The sequence below is a fragment of the Chryseobacterium sp. 14P4.3.2 genome, assembly GCF_057799275.1.
The window spans coordinates 229,099-246,597 of the sequence record NZ_JBYOKO010000003.1 but is presented as its reverse complement, the minus strand read 5'-3'; the positions used below and the strand labels follow the sequence as shown (position 1 = coordinate 246,597).

Genomic DNA, 17,499 nt, shown 5'->3' with positions numbered 1-17,499 from the left:
GCCTGTAATCTTATAAAAATAAAAATTTACATATGAAAAGAAGAATCAAACATGTAACGGTTCTTGGTTCAGGAATTATGGGAAGCGGTATCGCTGCTCACTTCGCCAACATTGGTGTTGAAGTATCACTATTGGATATTGTTCCTTTTGAACTTACTGAAGCTGAACAAAAAAAAGGTTTGACCAAAGATGACAAAGCAGTAAGAAACAGAATTGCTTCCGAAAACTTTGAAAAACTTAAAAAAGCAAGCCCTGCACTTCTTTATTCACCAAAGTTTGCAGATAGAATTAAGGTTGGAAACTTCGACGATGATCTTCAGAAAATAAAAAATACAGACTGGATCATTGAAGTAGTAGTAGAAAGACTTGATATCAAAAAGTCAGTATACGAGAAGATTGAACAGTTCAGAAAACCGGGAACATTGATTTCTTCCAATACATCAGGTATTCCTATTCACTTCCTGACAGAAGGCAGAAGTGACGATTTCAAAAAATACTTCGCAGGAACCCACTTCTTCAACCCAGTGAGATATCTTCCTCTTTTAGAGATTATTCCTACCAACGATACGGATCCTGAGATTATAGACTTCTACATGAGCTATGGGGCAAAGTTCTTAGGTAAAACAACAGTTTTAGCCAAAGATACTCCGGCTTTCATTGCCAACAGAATCGGAGTATTCTCCATGATGGATCTTCTTCATAATGTACAGAAACTGGGACTTACGGTTTCTGATGTTGATAAACTAACCGGTCCTGTTATCGGACGTCCGAAATCGGCAACGTTCAGAACAGCTGATGTTGTAGGTCTTGATACCTTGGTAATGGTCGCCAATGGTGTCCGTCAAAGCGGTGCCGAGGCTAATAATTTTAATGATGTCTTCGCTCTTCCAGCCTATATCCAGACAATGATGGATAATAAATGGTTAGGATCAAAAACTGAGCAGGGATTCTATAAAAAAGTGAAAAATGCAGATGGAAAATCTGAAATTCACGGATTAAATCTTGATACCCTGGAGTATGAGCTTCAAGGAAAATCATCATTCCCTACTCTGGAATTAACAAAAGCTATTGATAAACCAATTGACAGGTTCAAGGTACTAATTGGTGGTAAAGATAAAGCTGGTGAATTGTACAGAAAATCTTTCGGAGCCCTATTCGCTTATGTTTCGCATAAAGTACCTGAAATTTCTGACGAAGTTTATAAAATTGACGATGCCATGAGAGCCGGTTTCGGATGGGAAAACGGACCATTTGAAATCTGGGATGCAGTAGGTGTAGCCAAAGGTATTGAGCTTGCAAAAGATGCAGGATACGAAGTTTCAGACTGGGTAAAATCTTTAGCGGAAAAAGGAGAAACTTTCTACAAAGTAAACGATGAAGGGCAAAGCATCTACTACGATAAAAACTCAGGAAGCTATAATAATATTCCGGGTCAGGATGCTTTCATCATCTTAGATAATATCAGAAAAAACAAAACTCTTTGGAGCAACTCCGGAGCGTCTATTGAAGATTTGGGAGATGGAATTATCAACTTCGAGATCCGTTCAAAAATGAACTCTCTTGGAGGTGAGGTTCTTGATGGGCTGAACAGAGCTATTGATTTAGCTGAAAAAGAATATGACGGACTGGTAGTAGGAAATCAGGGAACGAACTTCTCTGTAGGAGCTAACCTTGCCATGATCCTTATGATGGCTATTGAGCAGGATTGGGATGATTTGAATATGGCAATCGCTTATTTCCAGAAATCAATGATGAGAGTACGCTACTCCTCTATTCCTGTAGTTGTTGCTCCACACGGAATGACCTTAGGAGGCGGATGTGAAATGACAATGCACGCTGACAGAGTTGTTGCTGCTGCAGAAACATATATCGGTCTTGTGGAAACCGGAGTAGGTGTAATTCCTGGCGGAGGCGGAACTAAAGAACTTACTCTGAGAACTTCCAGAGAATTTCATAATGATGATGTTAAAAACAACAGACTTCGAGAGGCTTTCATGAATATCGCAATGGGTAAAGTAGCTACTTCTGCCTATGAAGCTTATGACATGGGTATTCTTGAAAAAGGAAAAGACATTGTTTCTGTAAGCAAAAACAGACAGATTGCAGAAGCCAAAAAAGTGGCTAAGTTATTAGCAGAACAAGGCTATACACAACCTATCGAACAAAAAGTTAAAGTTCTTGGGAAAGATGCATTAGGTATGTTCTATGTAGGAACAGATCAGATGTTAACAGGAAACTTTATTTCTGCCCACGATAAGAAAATTGCAGATAAACTGGCTAACGTAATGGTAGGTGGAAATCTTTCTGAACCAACAGTAGTGACTGAGCAATATTTACTTAATCTTGAAAGAGAAACATTCCTTCAACTTTGTGGAGAAAGAAAAACTTTGGAGAGAATTCAGTATATGTTACAGAATGGTAAACCGTTAAGAAATTAATTTGTACAATGTCGGATGTAAAATGTAAAAAGTATTGACATGCATAATTTCAGGGAATTAGAGGTTTGGAAGAAATCAATATCGCTTTGTAAGCATTACTATATTATTTCTAAATTTTCCTAAAGAAGAATTATTTGGATTGACCTCACAGTCAAGAAGAAGTCTTTATTCAATTCCATCAAATATTGCTGAAGGAGCAGGAAGAGATACCAATCCTCAATTTTGTCAATTCTTAAACATTGCATTAGGTTCTTCTTTTGAATTTGAAACCCAAATTATAATTGCCAATGATTTGGAGTTCATTAAAAAAGATGATTTTGATTTGCTAATATCCGAAATCAAACATGTTCAAAACATGATAATCAAGTTAAAACAAAATTATTCAAAATAGAATTGTACAATGTAGTCTGTACGTAAAACAATACAACTGACATTTTACATTATACATTTTACATAAAATTTACATAATGAAAACAGCATACATAGTAAAAGGATTCAGAACAGCAGTAGGAAAAGCACCAAAAGGATCACTGCGTTTTACTCGTCCTGATGTAATGGCGGCTACCGTTATTGAAAAATTAATGGCTGAGCTACCGCAATTAGATAAAAATAGAATTGATGACCTTATCGTAGGAAATGCAATGCCTGAAGCTGAACAAGGGCTTAACGTTGCACGTCTGATCTCTTTGATGGGTTTAAATACTGATAAAGTTCCGGGAGTTACTGTAAACAGATACTGTGCTTCAGGAAGTGAGGCTATTGCTATTGCGTCAGCAAAAATTCAGGCTGGTATGGCAGACTGCATCATCGCTGGTGGTACAGAATCTATGTCTTACATTCCGATGGGTGGGTACAAGCCGGTTCCGGAAACGGATATAGCAAAAACAAATCCTGATTATTATTGGGGAATGGGCTATACTGCAGAAGAAGTAGCCAAGCAATACAATATCACAAGAGAAGAACAGGATCAGTTTGCTTTTGAGTCTCATATGAAGGCTTTAAAAGCAAATCAGGAAGGAAGATTTGCCAAGCAGATTGTTCCTATCCCTCTAGAATATAATTTCCTGGACGAAAACCAGAAAATGCAGACTAAGAAGTTTGATTTCTCGGTAGATGAAGGACCAAGAGCAGATACTTCATTACAAGGTTTAGCAAAATTAAGACCTGTATTCGCTAACGGAGGAAGCGTAACTGCCGGAAACTCTTCTCAGATGAGTGACGGAGCAGCTTTCGTAATGGTAATGAGCGAAGAAATGGTAAAAGAATTAGGATTGGAACCGGAAGCAAGATTAGTTGCTTATGCAGCTGCCGGACTGGAGCCAAGAATTATGGGTATGGGACCTATCTATGCTATTCCAAAAGCATTGAAGCAAGCAGGATTAGAATTGAAAGATATCGAATTAATCGAACTTAATGAAGCTTTCGCCTCTCAATCAGTTGCTATTAAAAAAGAATTAGGCTTAAACCCGGATATCTTAAACGTAAACGGAGGAGCAATTGCTTTAGGTCACCCGCTTGGATGTACAGGAACAAAGCTTACCGTTCAACTTCTTGATGAAATGAGAAAACGTGGCAACAAATACGGAATGGTTTCTATGTGCGTTGGAACAGGTCAAGGAGCAGCTTCAATTTTTGAACTTTTATAAAAGCACAATGTCAGTTGTACAATATATAAAGTATTAAAGGCTTATAAAATAATATCCAAATAAAAGTACAGTGTACATTTTACATTATACTTTTTACAAAAAATAAATAAAAAAAATATGGCTACATTAAAAGGCGGGGAATTCCTGATCAAACAAATTCCTGCAAATGAAATTTTCAGTATTGAAGAACTGAACGAAGAGCAAAAGATGCTTCGTGATTCTGCAAAAGAATTTATTGACAGAGAGGTAGTTCCTCAAAGAGAACGTTTTGAAAAGAAAGATTATGCATTCACAGAAGAGACTATGCGTAAACTAGGTGATATGGGTATGCTGGGAATCTCTGTTCCTGAGGAATACGGAGGTCTTGGAATGGGCTTTGTTACCACAATGCTTGCCTGTGACTACATTTCCGGAACTACAGGTTCATTGGCAACAGCCTATGGAGCACATACCGGAATTGGTACTCTGCCTATCGTTCTTTACGGAACTGAGGAACAAAAGAAAAAATACCTTCCGGATTTAGCAACAGGAACAAAATTCGGAGCTTATTGTCTTACAGAACCGGATGCAGGTTCTGATGCCAACTCAGGAAAAACAAGAGCAAAGCTTTCCGAAGACGGAAAACACTATATCATCAATGGACAAAAAATGTGGATCTCTAATGCAGGATTTGCTGATACGTTCACATTGTTTGCTAAAATAGATGATGATAAAAATATTACAGGGTTCGTTATCAACAGATCAGAACTTGAAAATCCTGAAAGCTTAACTTTCGGAGAAGAAGAACACAAATTAGGTATTCGTGCTTCTTCTACCCGTCAGGTATTCTTCAATGATATGAAGGTTCCTGTGGAAAATCTTTTAGGAGAAAGAAATAATGGTTTTAAAATCGCTTTAAATGCATTAAACGTTGGCCGTATCAAATTGGCTGCAGCTTGTCTTGATGCACAAAGAAGAATTTTAAACCATTCCATTCAATATTCTAACGAAAGAAAACAGTTTGGTGTTTCTATCGCTACGTTTGGGGCCATCAGAAAGAAAATTGCTGAAATGGCAACCGGTGTTTTCGTAAGTGAGGCTGGTTCTTACAGAGCTGCTAAAAATGTTCAGGATAAAATTGACGAATTGGTTGCAGGCGGAATGGATCATCAGGCTGCAGAACTAAAAGGAGTAGAAGAATTTGCTGTAGAATGTTCAATCCTTAAAGTATTCGTTTCAGATCTTGCACAACACACTGCAGATGAAGGAATCCAGGTGTACGGAGGAATGGGATTCTCTGAAGATACTCCAATGGAAGCAGCATGGAGAGATTCAAGAATTTCAAGAATCTATGAAGGAACTAACGAAATCAACAGATTATTAGCGGTGGGAATGCTTATTAAGAGAGCTATGAAAGGTGAGTTAGACCTTTTATCTCCTGCAATGGCAATCAGTAAAGAATTGATGGGAATCCCTTCATTTGAAGTTCCTGATTATTCAGAATTCATGAGTGAGGAAAAATCGATCATTGCTAATCTTAAGAAAGTATTCTTAATGGTTTCAGGGGCTGCTCTTCAGAAATTCATGATGGATATTGAAAAACAACAGCATTTATTACTGAATGCTTCTGAAATTCTTAACCAGATCTATATGGCAGAATCTGCAGTATTAAGAGCTGAGAAACACTTCTCTCCTGATTCTGTACAAGCTGCTATGGCTCAGCTGAACCTTTATAAGGCTGTTGAGAAAATCATCGTTGCTGCTAAAGAAGGAATTGTTTCTTTCGCTGAAGGAGATGAGCAGAGAATGATGCTTTCAGGATTAAGAAGATTTACAAAATATACCAACCATCCAAATGTAGTGGCTCTTACTGAGAAAGTAGCAGCTCATTATATTGAGAAAGGAACTTATTAGTATTTACATACCATAAATTTGATTTAAAACGCCTCGAAAATGAGGCGTTTTTTATATATTTAATGGATAAAACTAAACATGAAATTTAAATTATTTTTTCTTTTCACAATTCTCATATACAATATTTCACTTTCACAAACCCGGCCTAATGATACCCTAAGATGTCACGGTATTTTGGAAGATCGGGTTTTAGGCAAAATGCTGAATGCCTATGAAAACAAACCCCAAAAACCCAAACCTGTCCTTAAGAAAGGTCAGGCCATCTTCTGTGGCTCGGAGTTGATGCAGGAATGGGAAAGAAAACTTTGTGAGAATGCAGAAATGATTCTTAAAAAATATCCTTTTATAATTGATGAAATTAAAAATCAGACAAAAAATCATCCTAATTATTTAAAAGCTGAAATATTCTGGATGGATAAGAAAAAAGAGAAGAATGATAAAAGTTTACAGCTTTACAGAGATGTTCAACTTGAGCAGTTCATAACTAAAGGAAACCATTCCTACTTCTCTATCGTTATTATTTCTGATAAGACTAAAGAAAACACTGAGAAAGTAAAACTCATGATGAGATTTCCCGGAGAAGTCATCACAAGAAAGTATAAATTATCGTTTAAAAAAGAATGGACGTCTGAGTTTCAATAATTTTTGCTATTTTTATTATTACTAAAATCAAAAACACTTGAAGATATTATTATTTCCCCTTTTGCTGTTTCCGGCAGTCTTTTTTGCTCAGAAAAAAGAAAAAACCTTCCCAATTCCTAAAATGGATACCTCAAAAATTCAAAATCAGGAACTGCCAGGAAAAGTAAGTATAAATCCTTCTGCTAAGAAGAAAGATTTTTATACAATGATGGTTTCCCAACCAAAAGATACAGTGGTTTATATAGCCTTAAAAGAGTCTCCGAAAGATGATTCAAGGTATAAAATCTTAAACGCTGTTAAGCCTGAGAAATACAATACGAATATAGAAAAGGCAATGCCTTCCAAATAATTATCAAACAAATCCAAAACTATTTATTATGGGAAAATTTATTATTTCAAAAAGAACAAATGGTGATTTCCAGTTTAATCTTAAAGCGGCTAACGGACAGGTTATATTAACCAGCCAGGGATACAGCACCAAACCATCCTGTGAAAACGGAATAGAATCTGTAAAAACCAATTCACCTGATGATGCAAAATTTGAAAGAAATACAGCTAAAGATGGCAGATGTTATTTCAACCTTAAAGCCGGAAACGGGCAAATTATTGGTACCAGCCAGATGTATGAGTCTGATAACGGTATGGAAAACGGTATAGAATCCGTAAAAAACAATGCTCCAGCGGCTTCTGTGGAAGATGAAACCCATTTATAAAATCATCTGAAATAATCTTGATAAAAATGTCTTATTTTTTTAAGGCATTTTTTATTTTTGTACTTTACTTTTCATTCGAAATGACAAAAGAAGAATTACTCAATAAAGCAATAAAAATTGCCGATAAGGCTCACAAAGGACAAACTGATAAATACCATGCACCTTACATCGCTCACGTAATGCGGGTGATGAATTATGGTAAAACACTGGATGAAAAAATAGTGGGTGTACTGCATGATGTGGTAGAAGATCACCCTGTGGAATTCAGCCTGGATTATTTACGCTCTGAGGGCTTTCCGGAATACATTATTTTCGCGATCAGCTGTCTTACCAAATTTGATCCGGAAGAAGATTACGACGATTTTGTCAAAAGAACAGAAAGATCGCTCCTTGCTGTTGCTGTAAAACTGAATGACCTTCGGGATAATATGGATCTCAGAAGAGTAAACAGGGAGCTTACTCCCAAAGACATCAAAAGATTTAATAAGTATCTGAAATCTTACCGTTACCTGATAGAAAAATATTAATCCGCACCCGGGAAATCATAAGTTTTCGTTTGGTGGTTCGTTCCGTCAATATTAATATTCAGAGCAAGATAGATAAAATGTAAGTTTTTATTTCCTTTGGCTTCAAATTCACGCTGCCAGAGATATCCGCTTACAATTCCGAAATACTCATCGATTTGATAGCCGAAACCGCCATATACTCTGTTTCTGGCAAAAGTAGGCTTCATCGGAGTAACCAGGAAAATTTCGTCATAGGCATTTGCAAAAACAGTCCCTTTCTTGATTGTTTTGGCATTCAGGGGGACACTTACATTCAGACGGTATCGGTAGCGCATCCTTTGGGAACTGAGATCAGTCTTAGGTTCGTAAAACCAGCTTTTTTCAACACGAAAACGGTTTTCAAATTTTACAATTCCCTTTTTCACGTCTATAACATCCTGAAGCCATACCCTGAATTCTTCTCTGCTTAAACTGTGGTCTTTATAATTGACATATCTCCCAAGCCCTACAAAAGGTTTATGATTGGGGGTCAGATTATACCCTAACCCTCCTTTTATTTCATAATAATCGGGATAGGTATAATCTTCGTTACCACGCAGCTGTCCTTCTCCATAGAGGAAAAATTTCGGATGAAACTTGTAGGTCAGGGTCACTGCATTGAAGCTGGAAATATGTTCCTGTGCTTTAAAAAAAGAAAAACCAAGCAGTAAACCTAAGCCTATAAGACGTTTCATAAAAAAATTTTTGCAAATGTATATTTTTTAACAATTTGTTAATATTAACTTTCATTCACACATAATTAACATCTACTTAATATTAATTGTGTAAGAAAAACCAATATGGAACCATCTTTGAGGCATTCCCACGCCAAATGCTTCCGTGTATTTTGTATTAGTAATATTATTAATCAAAACATACACTGAATAATCTTTTCCGGCAAAACTCAATTTCTCATCAAGAAGGTTATACGTTCCCAGATTCACTCTTTCGTTATATCGGTAAACCAATTCATTGGTGAAGTTTTTCAGGAATTTCGTCTCTAGCTTTGAAATAAACTGATGCTTCAGATTATCAAGGATATATCTGGAAACCAATCCGTTTGATTCCGTAAATTTACTATCAATGTATGTATATCCTACCGTATATTTCAACCAGTCTGCAGCCTTGTGACTCCATTCAAATTCAATTCCTTTGGTTTTGATGTCTCCTACATTTTGAGCGTACCAAACCGGATCTTTCAAATCTTTTTTTACCCAATCAATAGAATTGCTTGAATTCCTCATAAATCCACTTATTTTGGCTAAAATTCTACTGTTTTGGTATTGGTATCCCACTTCTGATGAAATCGCATTTTCAGAAAGCAGATCAGGATTTCCCTGTTCCGTTTTACTTACATAGTACAGATCGGTAAAAGTCGGAATGCGGTGTACTTTTGCAATGTTTCCGTAGATTTTATTGTTTGGATTAAAGTTATATCCCACATCAAGCCCCGGATAGAAGAAGTTTCCTTCTTTAGAATAATTAGCCCATGAAATTCCCGGACTGATATTCAATTTTTTATCCAGCAAGGAGAAATGATGTTCAAAGAATACCTGGGAAACGAAACGGTTTCTGTCTCCCAGATTACTGCTTGCCAGAAATTCCTTTCTCAGTTCAATCCCTACTCCGGTAGTTCCCAGACCCCATTGGTAACTGGAATTCACTTCACCTCCTACATTATTCCCAATGTGCATATTTCTGTAAACTCCCGGGTTCCATCTGTCATAAAGATACATATCCTGTCCCCTTCTCCAGTAAACATTTGAACTGAGCTTCAGCTTTCCAAAAGTCTGCTGGTGGGCCAGGCTTACAATAGATGCCTGTGTCTCTTCATATTGTTTGGTAGCGTCTTTAGAAGCATAAAATCCGTTTGCTCCAAATTTCTTTTCAGAAAAGCCAGCCTGAAGTTTCAGATCCCCGTTTTTAATATTCAGTTTTCCCTGATAGAAGACATTTCTGATCTCATAGTCTGTATTGTACATATAGCCTTCAGAAGACGCTGAGTTGGCCTGAAGTGAATTTGAAAATTTTTCATTACCTATCTGAGCATTGAATCCGAGACCATAAGAGCCATAATCTCCGCCTTCCCCGCTTATTTTAACCCTTTTTCCAGGAGTCGTTTTAGTAATGATATTGATAACACCTGCATACGCATTCTGCCCGAAACGTCTGGCAGCAGGGCCTTTTATGATCTCTATTTTCTCTACATCTTCCAGATCTACCGGAATATTCATATTATTATGTCCGGTCTGGGAATCATTCATTCTGATCCCATTCAAAAGCAATAATACCTGTTCGAAAGAACTGCCGCGAAAACCGATATCACTCTGAACTCCATTGGCTCCTCTCCTTCTGATATCCATGCCCGGAACCTGCTGCAGAATCTCATCAATACTTTTTGCTGGAGAATTGGTAATTTCTTCTTTGGTAATAACCGTAATGTTCTGGTTGGCGCTTTTATAAGGTGTAGAGATAAATTTTCCCTGAAATTCAATGCTTTCAATATCCGTTGCCTTTTCCTGTGCATTTACCCAAAGCAAAGATCCCAGAAAAAAAGCACTTCCTATCTTTTTGATCATAATCGTTTCCGTAGTTTTTTAATAGAAGCGTCAAAAGTAAGGGAGTTCGCCAAGACAGGCAAATGATACTTGTCATAAAAAAAGACGCAGGAAGGAAGCTGCATCTTGTGTGTGAGGGAGTAATTATTATCTTTTTCTCATTAAATGTGTAACCAGATCTCTGAATAATTTTACCATTTCTATATTACAAATTTATGAATGCAATTTTAAAAAAAATTAAAATATAAAACAATACCCATATAAAAATTAACATTATAAATCACAAAACCATCTATACGACAGTAAAAATAAGTGTAAGAAACAGAATAAGTCTACAAAGTTGAACTTTTTTTTATTTTTACCCAGCTTATATTTCTTCATCATCTACTATATTATGTTTATATCTATATCATTTTAGTCTTGATAGAAGCGTATAATTTTCATCAAAAATTCGTAATTTTGTGGGTCTTAATTTTACGATGAAAAGATTATTTTTCGAACGTTTTTTTTATGCAGTATTCTGAAAAACAGATTACGGGATATCAAATAAACGAGAAAGATATTTAAAAGTTCAATTAACGACCAAAGCATGGAGTATTCTATGGCATAACACCATTACTGACAGATAGATTATAAACTGCTCAGTAACTTTATGAATAAACAAAATATGGCTAACACGACAGAAATAGATATAAAAAAACAGATTTTCGTTAAGAATGCACATCTTAACAATCTGAAACATATAGACGTCCTGATTCCTAAAAATAAACTGATCGTTATTACAGGGGTTTCAGGAAGCGGTAAATCATCACTTGCCTTTGATACCATCTATGCCGAAGGACAGAGAAGGTATGTTGAAAGTTTGAGCTCTTATGCCCGTCAGTTCCTGGGTAAACTTGAAAAACCAAAAGTGGATGATATTAAAGGGCTTGCTCCTTCTATTGCCATCCAGCAGAAAGTTATTTCTTCCAACCCAAGATCTACCGTAGGAACTTCTACAGAGATCTATGATTATATGAAGCTTTTATTTGCCAGGATCGGGAAAACATTTTCTCCGGTTTCCGGTGAAGAGGTGAAAAAAGATTCGGTTTCTGATGTAGTGGATTTCATTAAAGCTTCAAAAAAAGACACTTCTTTTCTGCTTACCGCTCCTTTGGAGTATGATGCTGACAATTTTAAAGAAACGCTGAATATTTTAAAGCTGGCAGGTTTCACAAGACTTGAAATCAACGGAAATCTGGCAGGAATTGAAGATCTGGAAAGTTTTGGTTTTGTTCCTGAAAAAGGGATGCTGATTAATCTTGTGATCGACCGTTTTGCTTATGAAGAGGATGAAAGTTTCTTACAGAGGCTTGCAGATTCTATTCAGATGGCATTTTATGAAGGGCGTGGTCACTGTTCATTAAAAAATACAGATACCGGAAAAATAAAGGAGTTTTCCAATAAATTTGAACTGGACGGAATGGAATTCCTTGAACCGAATGTTCATTTTTTCAGTTTTAATAATCCGTATGGCGCATGCCCTGCCTGTGAAGGGTACGGAAAAGTAATAGGAATTGATGAAGACCTTGTGGTGCCGAATAAGACACTATCAGTCTATGAAGATGCCATCGCCTGCTGGAAAGGAGAAACAATGAGTGAATGGAAGAAAGACTTTATTAAAAAAGCCGGAGATTTCCCTATTCATAAACCTTACCACCAGCTTACCAAAGAACAGAAAAATTTCCTTTGGAAAGGTGACGGAAAAAGCACTTTCCCGTGCATTAATAATTTCTTCAAAATGCTTGAAGAAAATCTGTATAAAATTCAATACCGGGTTATGCTCTCCCGTTACCGGGGAAAAACCCTTTGTCCTACCTGCGAAGGATTGAGACTTCGTGAAGAAACAAGCTGGGTAAAAATAGACGGCCACAATATCCAATCCATGATTGAGCTTCCACTGGATGAGCTGGAACCATTAATCAATGGTTTAAAACTGTCTGCACACGATAAAGAAGTAGCCAAAAGATTATTATACGAAATAACAACCCGTCTGGAATTCTTATTGAAAGTAGGATTAGGATATTTAACATTAAACAGAACCTCCAACACCTTATCCGGTGGAGAAAGCCAGAGAATTAACCTGGCAACAAGTTTGGGAAGCTCGCTGGTAGGCTCTATTTATATTCTGGATGAACCTTCCATCGGTCTTCACTCCAAAGATACTGAGAACCTTATCGAGGTACTGAAAAACCTCCGTGATCTGGGTAATACCGTAATTGTTGTAGAACATGATGAAGATGTAATGCGTGCCGCTGATTATATCATTGACATCGGGCCGGAGGCAGGTTACCTTGGCGGAGAATTGGTATTTGCAGGAGATTATAAAGATTTAAAGAAAGCCAATACCCTTACTTCAGAATACCTTACCGGAAGGCTGGAAATAAAAGTTCCTGAAAAACGCAGAAAAGCGAAAGAATGGATTCACATCAAAGGAGCCCGTCAGAATAATCTTAAAAATATAGATGTAGACGTTCCTATTGAAAGCCTGGTAGTCATCTCCGGAGTTTCAGGAAGTGGAAAATCCACCCTGATGAAAGAGATTCTTACCAATGATATTCAGATTCAGCTGGGAATGGGAGGTAAAAAAGGGGATTACGATTCAGTAGAGTTTCCAAAAAAACTGATTAAAAATATTGAGCTGATCGACCAGAATCCTATCGGAAAATCATCACGTTCCAATCCGGTTACTTATCTAAAAGCTTATGATGACATCCGTGATCTTTTTGCCAAGCAGAAAGTGGCTAAAATGATGGGTTATAAGCCAAAACATTTCTCTTTCAACGTAGATGGCGGAAGATGTGATGAATGTAAAGGTGAAGGAGTAATCAATGTTTCCATGCAGTTCATGGCAGATATTGAGCTTGAATGTGAAGTATGTAAAGGAACGCGATTCAAAAATGAGATCCTTGAAGTGAGATTTGATGAAAAAAATATCTCCGATATTCTTCATATGACCGTAGATGAAGCATTGGAATTCTTTAAGGATAATAATGAAGAAAAGATTGTAACGAAGCTGAGACCGCTACAGGAAGTTGGTTTAGGTTACCTACAGCTTGGACAAAGCTCTTCTACCCTTTCCGGTGGTGAAGCGCAGCGTGTAAAGCTCGCTTCATTCCTTGTAAAAGGAGTAACTACAGATAAGACCCTTTTTATCTTTGATGAGCCTTCCACAGGTCTTCACTTCCATGATATTCAGAAATTACTGAAGTCACTGCAGGCATTAATTGATCTCGGACATTCCGTGATTGTGATTGAGCACCAGCCGGATATCATCAAATGTGCTGATTACATCATAGATATAGGCCCGGAAGCAGGAAAACATGGTGGAGAAGTAGTCTTTACCGGAACTCCTGAAGATCTGGTAAAAAATAAAAAGTCTTATACCGCTAAATATATTAAAGAAAAGCTTGAGTAATAAATTGAAAGCGACTGTTTTTGAAACAGTCGCTTTTTAATGGGCTGAATAATGGATGGCAGACTTTTTGAACATTTATTTTAAAATTATTTTATGCCTTGGAATCCGGAATTATATGACCAGTACAAAGATGTACGCTACAAACCATTTTATGATTTGGCAGCGCTTATCAAACCTGAAAGCAATATAAAAGCTATTGATTTAGGGTGTGGAACAGGAGAGCAGGCGTCTATCTTAACAGAAAAACTGCCGGGATCTTCATTTTTAGGAATAGATTCGTCTGCACAGATGCTTGAAAAATCTAAAAAGTATGAAAATGAAAATCTACGCTTTAAGCTTCAGTCCATTGAAGAAACTGTGAAATCAGAAGAAAAATGGGATTTAGTTTTTAGCAACGCTGCTTTACAATGGGCAGATGATCACGAAACTTTATTTCCTAAAGTAATAGAACTCTTATCCCCTGCAGGCCAGCTAGCCATTCAGATGCCTGTTCAGAATGAAAATATACTGAATCAGATTCTCATGGAAATGGTAGATGAAGAACCTTATATATCCTATTTAAAACATTTTAAGCGAGACTCTCCCGTCCTTTCAATGGATGAATATGCACAGATTCTGTTTGACAACGGAATTGAGGATATAGAAATCTCCCAGAAAGTTTATCCTATCATTGCAGAAGATGGTGAAGCTCTGTATGAATTTATTTCAGGAACTGCATTATTACCTTATCATGAGCGGCTGGAGCATGAGCAAAAAGAAACTTTCATTACGGAATTCAAAGCACGTATTGCCAAAAGGTTTACAAAATATCCGGCCATTTATGCATTTAAACGTATTCTGATCTACGGACGTAAAAAATAAAAGGACCGTTTTAAAAATTAAAAAAAGCTATCATGATATTATGATAGCTTTTTTGTTAAACTTTCCCAGCTCCTTTACTATTACAACATAGTTTTTTTATCTTCGGAAAAAATTAATATAACAGAATTCCTCCAATGAAATATAAAAAAATATTTTCATGGTTTCCTCTCCTTTTGTTTTTTACGAATTGTTCGGTAAAGAAAAACACAACTTCTTATAATGATTATGAAGTAAAGCGGGATACTTTAACCTTATTGGACGAAAGCAGGAATAGAAAAGTTCCTGTAGCTTTTTACGTCCCAAAAACCAATACAGCAGTTCCGAATCAGAAAATTGTTATTTTCAGTCACGGATATGGATTTAATAAGGGCGGGGATTATTTTGCATATTCTTATTTAACTGAAAAACTGGCTTCAAAAGGATACTTTACGGTAAGTATTCAACACGAGCTTCCCACGGATCATCTTCTTCCGGTAGAAGGTAATCTGCAAATCGTAAGACGTCCCTTCTGGCAAAATGGTTCAGATAATATCCTGTTTGTTTTGAATGAGCTTAAAAAATTGAAACCTCATCTCGATTATCAGCACCTCACCCTTATAGGACATTCCAATGGTGGTGACATGGCAGCTCTATTCGGTAATCAGCATCCCAACCTCGTTTATAAAATCATTACGATGGACAACCGGAGAATGTTTCTTCCCAGAACTTCAATTCCCAAAATGTATACCCTCCGTTCCAATGATTATCCTGCTGATGAAGGCGTACTGCCTAATGCTGAAGAGCAAAAAAGATATCATATAACAGTACAGCCGACCTCAATTAACCATGGCCATATGGATAATAAAGGCAGTGATGACGAAAAAAAGATGCTTAATGATTTCATATTAAAATATCTGGATGAACAATAATTTCTTCAATGTCTGCAGGGAATTGTCTTAGCTTCGGCAGACTTATCCACAAAAAAATGTGGATAACTTGTGAATTTTAACATTAAATTCATGTTTCATATTAAAAATATTCCTACATTTACTATGTAATAATAATCGAAGTGGAAACTTTATTTGCTTTTCTTACTACTATTGAAATTGCAATTAAATTTGAAATAAAAATTTAAGCACAGCATTGTCGGCTGTGCTTTTTATTGTTGTCTAATTAAAAAAATGAGATGTTTTATCTACTGAATCCGCCCCTAAAGGGCGGGTTCTTTTATGATACCATTCAATAGAAACAGGGTATAGCCCGCTTCTGTACGACATTGAACAGTTGATCCTGTGTAATACTGGTGCGGTTACTACTCAGAAATAATTCATTTTTTTGAAGATATATTATTGCCCTAGACATCTATTGTAGGTCAATACGGAAATATAAATTTTAATATATGCCGCTATTTATAACGATCCTGCATTTGCGGAGCATTATTTTTTCCAGCTGATTTATTTTTATTTCCGGGATATTTTCCCAGTTTTTCGTAAAATTGATGAAGCTGATCAAGTTCATCTTCTGTCAGATCTTCGATAGCAACCATCTGATTACTTGCGGCCTTATGGCTGGCAATAAGTTCGTTAAGTTTGATCTGGATTGCTTTTGAGTCTTTATTTTGTGCTTTCTGAATAAGGAATACCATAAGAAAGGTAATAATAGTCGTTCCGGTATTGATTACCATCTGCCAGACTTCTGAAAATTTAAATACGGGCCCGGTAGCAGCCCAGATAAGCACCATTAAACTTGCTCCAGCAAATGCTCCAGCGCTTCCTGTAAAACATACTGCACGGTCCGAAAACCGGTCAAAAAAATTATTTTTCATAATTAGGGGGATTCTACAAAACAATATTTCAAACCTGAAACTGTAAAAGAAATGCAATGTTGTCTGGTAATATTTCACTAATGTATGTAAAATCCTGTTGTATTTTTATGAGCCAGATCATAAAGATATAATCTATAACATCATCCATTAAAGCAGATGGCCTTAAAATTGCACCTGTTAACATTCACCACTAAATTTATTATTATGGCAACAAGAACAACCGGAAAAAAAACAAGCACTGGGAAATCAACCCCTGCAAAGAAATCAGCTAAAACACCAGCTAAAAAGAATGCGGCCAAAGAGCTGAAAGACTTATTTGAAGATTCACTGAAAGATATTTACTGGGCTGAAAAAGCACTTGTGAAAGCATTGCCTAAAATGCATAAAAATGCTACCGATAAAAAACTTAAAGCTGCCATTGAAAGCCACTTAATGGAAACAGAAGTTCATGTAAAAAGGCTTCAGGAATGTTTTAAATCCCTGAAAAAAAGACCGCAAGCCAAGAAATGTGATGCCATGCAGGGGCTGCTGGATGAGGGTAAAAGCATTATGGAAGAAACAAAACCAGGCTCTGTAAGAGATGCAGGTATCATAGCAGCAGCACAAAAAGTAGAGCATTATGAAATTGCCACATACGGAACACTGGCAGCTTATGCCAAAGTTTTAAAAGAAGATTTCTGCCTTAAAAACTTCCTCGCCACCCTGAATGAAGAAAAGAAATGTGATGCTCTTTTAACAAAAGTAGCAGATGTAAGACTGAATAGTAAAGCTCTGTAAACAGATGCTAAAAATATAAAAAGAGATATAGATGTATCTCTTTTTATATTTAACAAAAGTTTTAAATCCAATCAGTCATTACCGTCAAGAGGTAATTCTGAAACCGCTTTAAAATATTTTTTTGGCTTGCTAAACACCAGCAGGATAAGTGAGGTAAAAAAAATA

The 17,499-nt window shown here is 36.5% G+C and carries 15 protein-coding genes; 12 read left to right on the top strand and 3 right to left on the bottom strand.

The features are described from left to right. The first annotated feature begins 32 nt into the window (after positions 1 to 32). From AC27VX_RS06775 to AC27VX_RS06740, 8 genes are all read left to right on the top strand, one after another. The gene (locus AC27VX_RS06775) at positions 33 to 2,438 is read left to right on the top strand and encodes a 3-hydroxyacyl-CoA dehydrogenase/enoyl-CoA hydratase family protein (protein WP_236859079.1); all 2,406 of its coding nucleotides are present in this window, start codon (positions 33 to 35) and stop codon (positions 2,436 to 2,438) included. Positions 2,439 to 2,577: 139 nt separating this feature from the next. Continuing rightward, positions 2,578 to 2,829 carry a four helix bundle protein gene (locus tag AC27VX_RS06770; protein ID WP_488694582.1) on the top strand — a complete coding sequence of 84 codons (252 nt, stop codon included), beginning with the start codon at positions 2,578 to 2,580 and terminating at the stop codon, positions 2,827 to 2,829. Positions 2,830 to 2,905: 76 nt separating this feature from the next. Then, on the top strand, positions 2,906 to 4,084 hold the full coding sequence (locus tag AC27VX_RS06765; RefSeq protein WP_488694580.1) for a thiolase family protein: 1,179 nt from the start codon (positions 2,906 to 2,908) through the stop codon (positions 4,082 to 4,084). A 117-nt stretch (positions 4,085 to 4,201) separates the two neighbouring features. Next, positions 4,202 to 5,977: an acyl-CoA dehydrogenase FadE gene (locus AC27VX_RS06760; protein ID WP_236859076.1), complete on the top strand. Its 1,776-nt coding sequence runs from the start codon at positions 4,202 to 4,204 to the stop codon at positions 5,975 to 5,977. Positions 5,978 to 6,055: 78 nt separating this feature from the next. Next, positions 6,056 to 6,619 carry a hypothetical protein gene (locus AC27VX_RS06755; RefSeq protein ID WP_488694578.1) on the top strand — a complete coding sequence of 188 codons (564 nt, stop codon included), beginning with the start codon at positions 6,056 to 6,058 and terminating at the stop codon, positions 6,617 to 6,619. Between the two features lie 37 nt (positions 6,620 to 6,656). Then, positions 6,657 to 6,968 carry a hypothetical protein gene (locus tag AC27VX_RS06750; protein ID WP_236859074.1) on the top strand — a complete coding sequence of 104 codons (312 nt, stop codon included), beginning with the start codon at positions 6,657 to 6,659 and terminating at the stop codon, positions 6,966 to 6,968. A gap of 28 nt (positions 6,969 to 6,996) precedes the next feature. Next, positions 6,997 to 7,332, top strand: coding sequence for a YegP family protein (locus AC27VX_RS06745; protein ID WP_236859073.1), 336 nt, complete (start codon positions 6,997 to 6,999; stop codon positions 7,330 to 7,332). 80 nt (positions 7,333 to 7,412) lie between these two features. Beyond that, positions 7,413 to 7,859, top strand: coding sequence for a phosphohydrolase (locus AC27VX_RS06740; protein ID WP_236859497.1), 447 nt, complete (start codon positions 7,413 to 7,415; stop codon positions 7,857 to 7,859). Here the strand turns inward: AC27VX_RS06740 and AC27VX_RS06735 are convergent. Together AC27VX_RS06735 and AC27VX_RS06730 are read right to left on the bottom strand one after the other, a co-directional pair. Beyond that, the gene (locus AC27VX_RS06735; RefSeq protein WP_488694575.1) at positions 7,856 to 8,572 is read right to left on the bottom strand and encodes a DUF2490 domain-containing protein; all 717 of its coding nucleotides are present in this window, start codon (positions 8,570 to 8,572) and stop codon (positions 7,856 to 7,858) included. The two genes, AC27VX_RS06740 and AC27VX_RS06735, sit on opposite strands and share 4 nt — an antisense overlap. Positions 8,573 to 8,644: 72 nt before the next feature. After that, complete coding sequence (locus AC27VX_RS06730; protein WP_488694573.1) at positions 8,645 to 10,456, bottom strand: TonB-dependent receptor plug domain-containing protein; 1,812 nt, start codon at positions 10,454 to 10,456, stop codon at positions 8,645 to 8,647. 646 nt (positions 10,457 to 11,102) lie between these two features. Here AC27VX_RS06730 and uvrA point away from each other — a divergent pair. From uvrA to AC27VX_RS06715, 3 genes are all read left to right on the top strand, one after another. Next, positions 11,103 to 13,892, top strand: coding sequence for an excinuclease ABC subunit UvrA (gene uvrA, locus AC27VX_RS06725; RefSeq protein WP_488694880.1), 2,790 nt, complete (start codon positions 11,103 to 11,105; stop codon positions 13,890 to 13,892). Between the two features lie 93 nt (positions 13,893 to 13,985). Continuing rightward, positions 13,986 to 14,753, top strand: coding sequence for a methyltransferase domain-containing protein (locus tag AC27VX_RS06720; protein ID WP_488694571.1), 768 nt, complete (start codon positions 13,986 to 13,988; stop codon positions 14,751 to 14,753). A gap of 134 nt (positions 14,754 to 14,887) precedes the next feature. After that, a complete protein-coding gene (locus AC27VX_RS06715; RefSeq protein ID WP_236859069.1) occupies positions 14,888 to 15,661 on the top strand; it encodes an alpha/beta hydrolase in 774 nt (257 codons plus the stop codon). 476 nt (positions 15,662 to 16,137) lie between these two features. On the opposite strand, the gene AC27VX_RS06710 is transcribed toward AC27VX_RS06715, so the two are convergent. Beyond that, positions 16,138 to 16,557: a low affinity iron permease family protein gene (locus AC27VX_RS06710; protein WP_488694569.1), complete on the bottom strand. Its 420-nt coding sequence runs from the start codon at positions 16,555 to 16,557 to the stop codon at positions 16,138 to 16,140. A 204-nt stretch (positions 16,558 to 16,761) separates the two neighbouring features. Here AC27VX_RS06710 and AC27VX_RS06705 point away from each other — a divergent pair, with 204 nt between their 5' ends. Beyond that, on the top strand, positions 16,762 to 17,334 hold the full coding sequence (locus AC27VX_RS06705; RefSeq protein ID WP_236859067.1) for a YciE/YciF ferroxidase family protein: 573 nt from the start codon (positions 16,762 to 16,764) through the stop codon (positions 17,332 to 17,334). The last annotated feature ends 165 nt before the right edge of the window (positions 17,335 to 17,499 follow it).

Coding starts and splice junctions, on each gene's coding strand:
- AC27VX_RS06775 (WP_236859079.1), top strand. CDS start 33: ATGAAAAGAAGAATCAAACATGTAACGGTTCTTGGTTCAGGAATTATG.
- AC27VX_RS06765 (WP_488694580.1), top strand. CDS start 2,906: ATGAAAACAGCATACATAGTAAAAGGATTCAGAACAGCAGTAGGAAAA.
- AC27VX_RS06760 (WP_236859076.1), top strand. CDS start 4,202: ATGGCTACATTAAAAGGCGGGGAATTCCTGATCAAACAAATTCCTGCA.
- AC27VX_RS06755 (WP_488694578.1), top strand. CDS start 6,056: ATGAAATTTAAATTATTTTTTCTTTTCACAATTCTCATATACAATATT.
- AC27VX_RS06745 (WP_236859073.1), top strand. CDS start 6,997: ATGGGAAAATTTATTATTTCAAAAAGAACAAATGGTGATTTCCAGTTT.
- AC27VX_RS06740 (WP_236859497.1), top strand. CDS start 7,413: ATGACAAAAGAAGAATTACTCAATAAAGCAATAAAAATTGCCGATAAG.
- AC27VX_RS06735 (WP_488694575.1), bottom strand. CDS start 8,572: ATGAAACGTCTTATAGGCTTAGGTTTACTGCTTGGTTTTTCTTTTTTT.
- AC27VX_RS06730 (WP_488694573.1), bottom strand. CDS start 10,456: ATGATCAAAAAGATAGGAAGTGCTTTTTTTCTGGGATCTTTGCTTTGG.
- uvrA (WP_488694880.1), top strand. CDS start 11,103: ATGGCTAACACGACAGAAATAGATATAAAAAAACAGATTTTCGTTAAG.
- AC27VX_RS06720 (WP_488694571.1), top strand. CDS start 13,986: ATGCCTTGGAATCCGGAATTATATGACCAGTACAAAGATGTACGCTAC.
- AC27VX_RS06715 (WP_236859069.1), top strand. CDS start 14,888: ATGAAATATAAAAAAATATTTTCATGGTTTCCTCTCCTTTTGTTTTTT.
- AC27VX_RS06710 (WP_488694569.1), bottom strand. CDS start 16,557: ATGAAAAATAATTTTTTTGACCGGTTTTCGGACCGTGCAGTATGTTTT.
- AC27VX_RS06705 (WP_236859067.1), top strand. CDS start 16,762: ATGGCAACAAGAACAACCGGAAAAAAAACAAGCACTGGGAAATCAACC.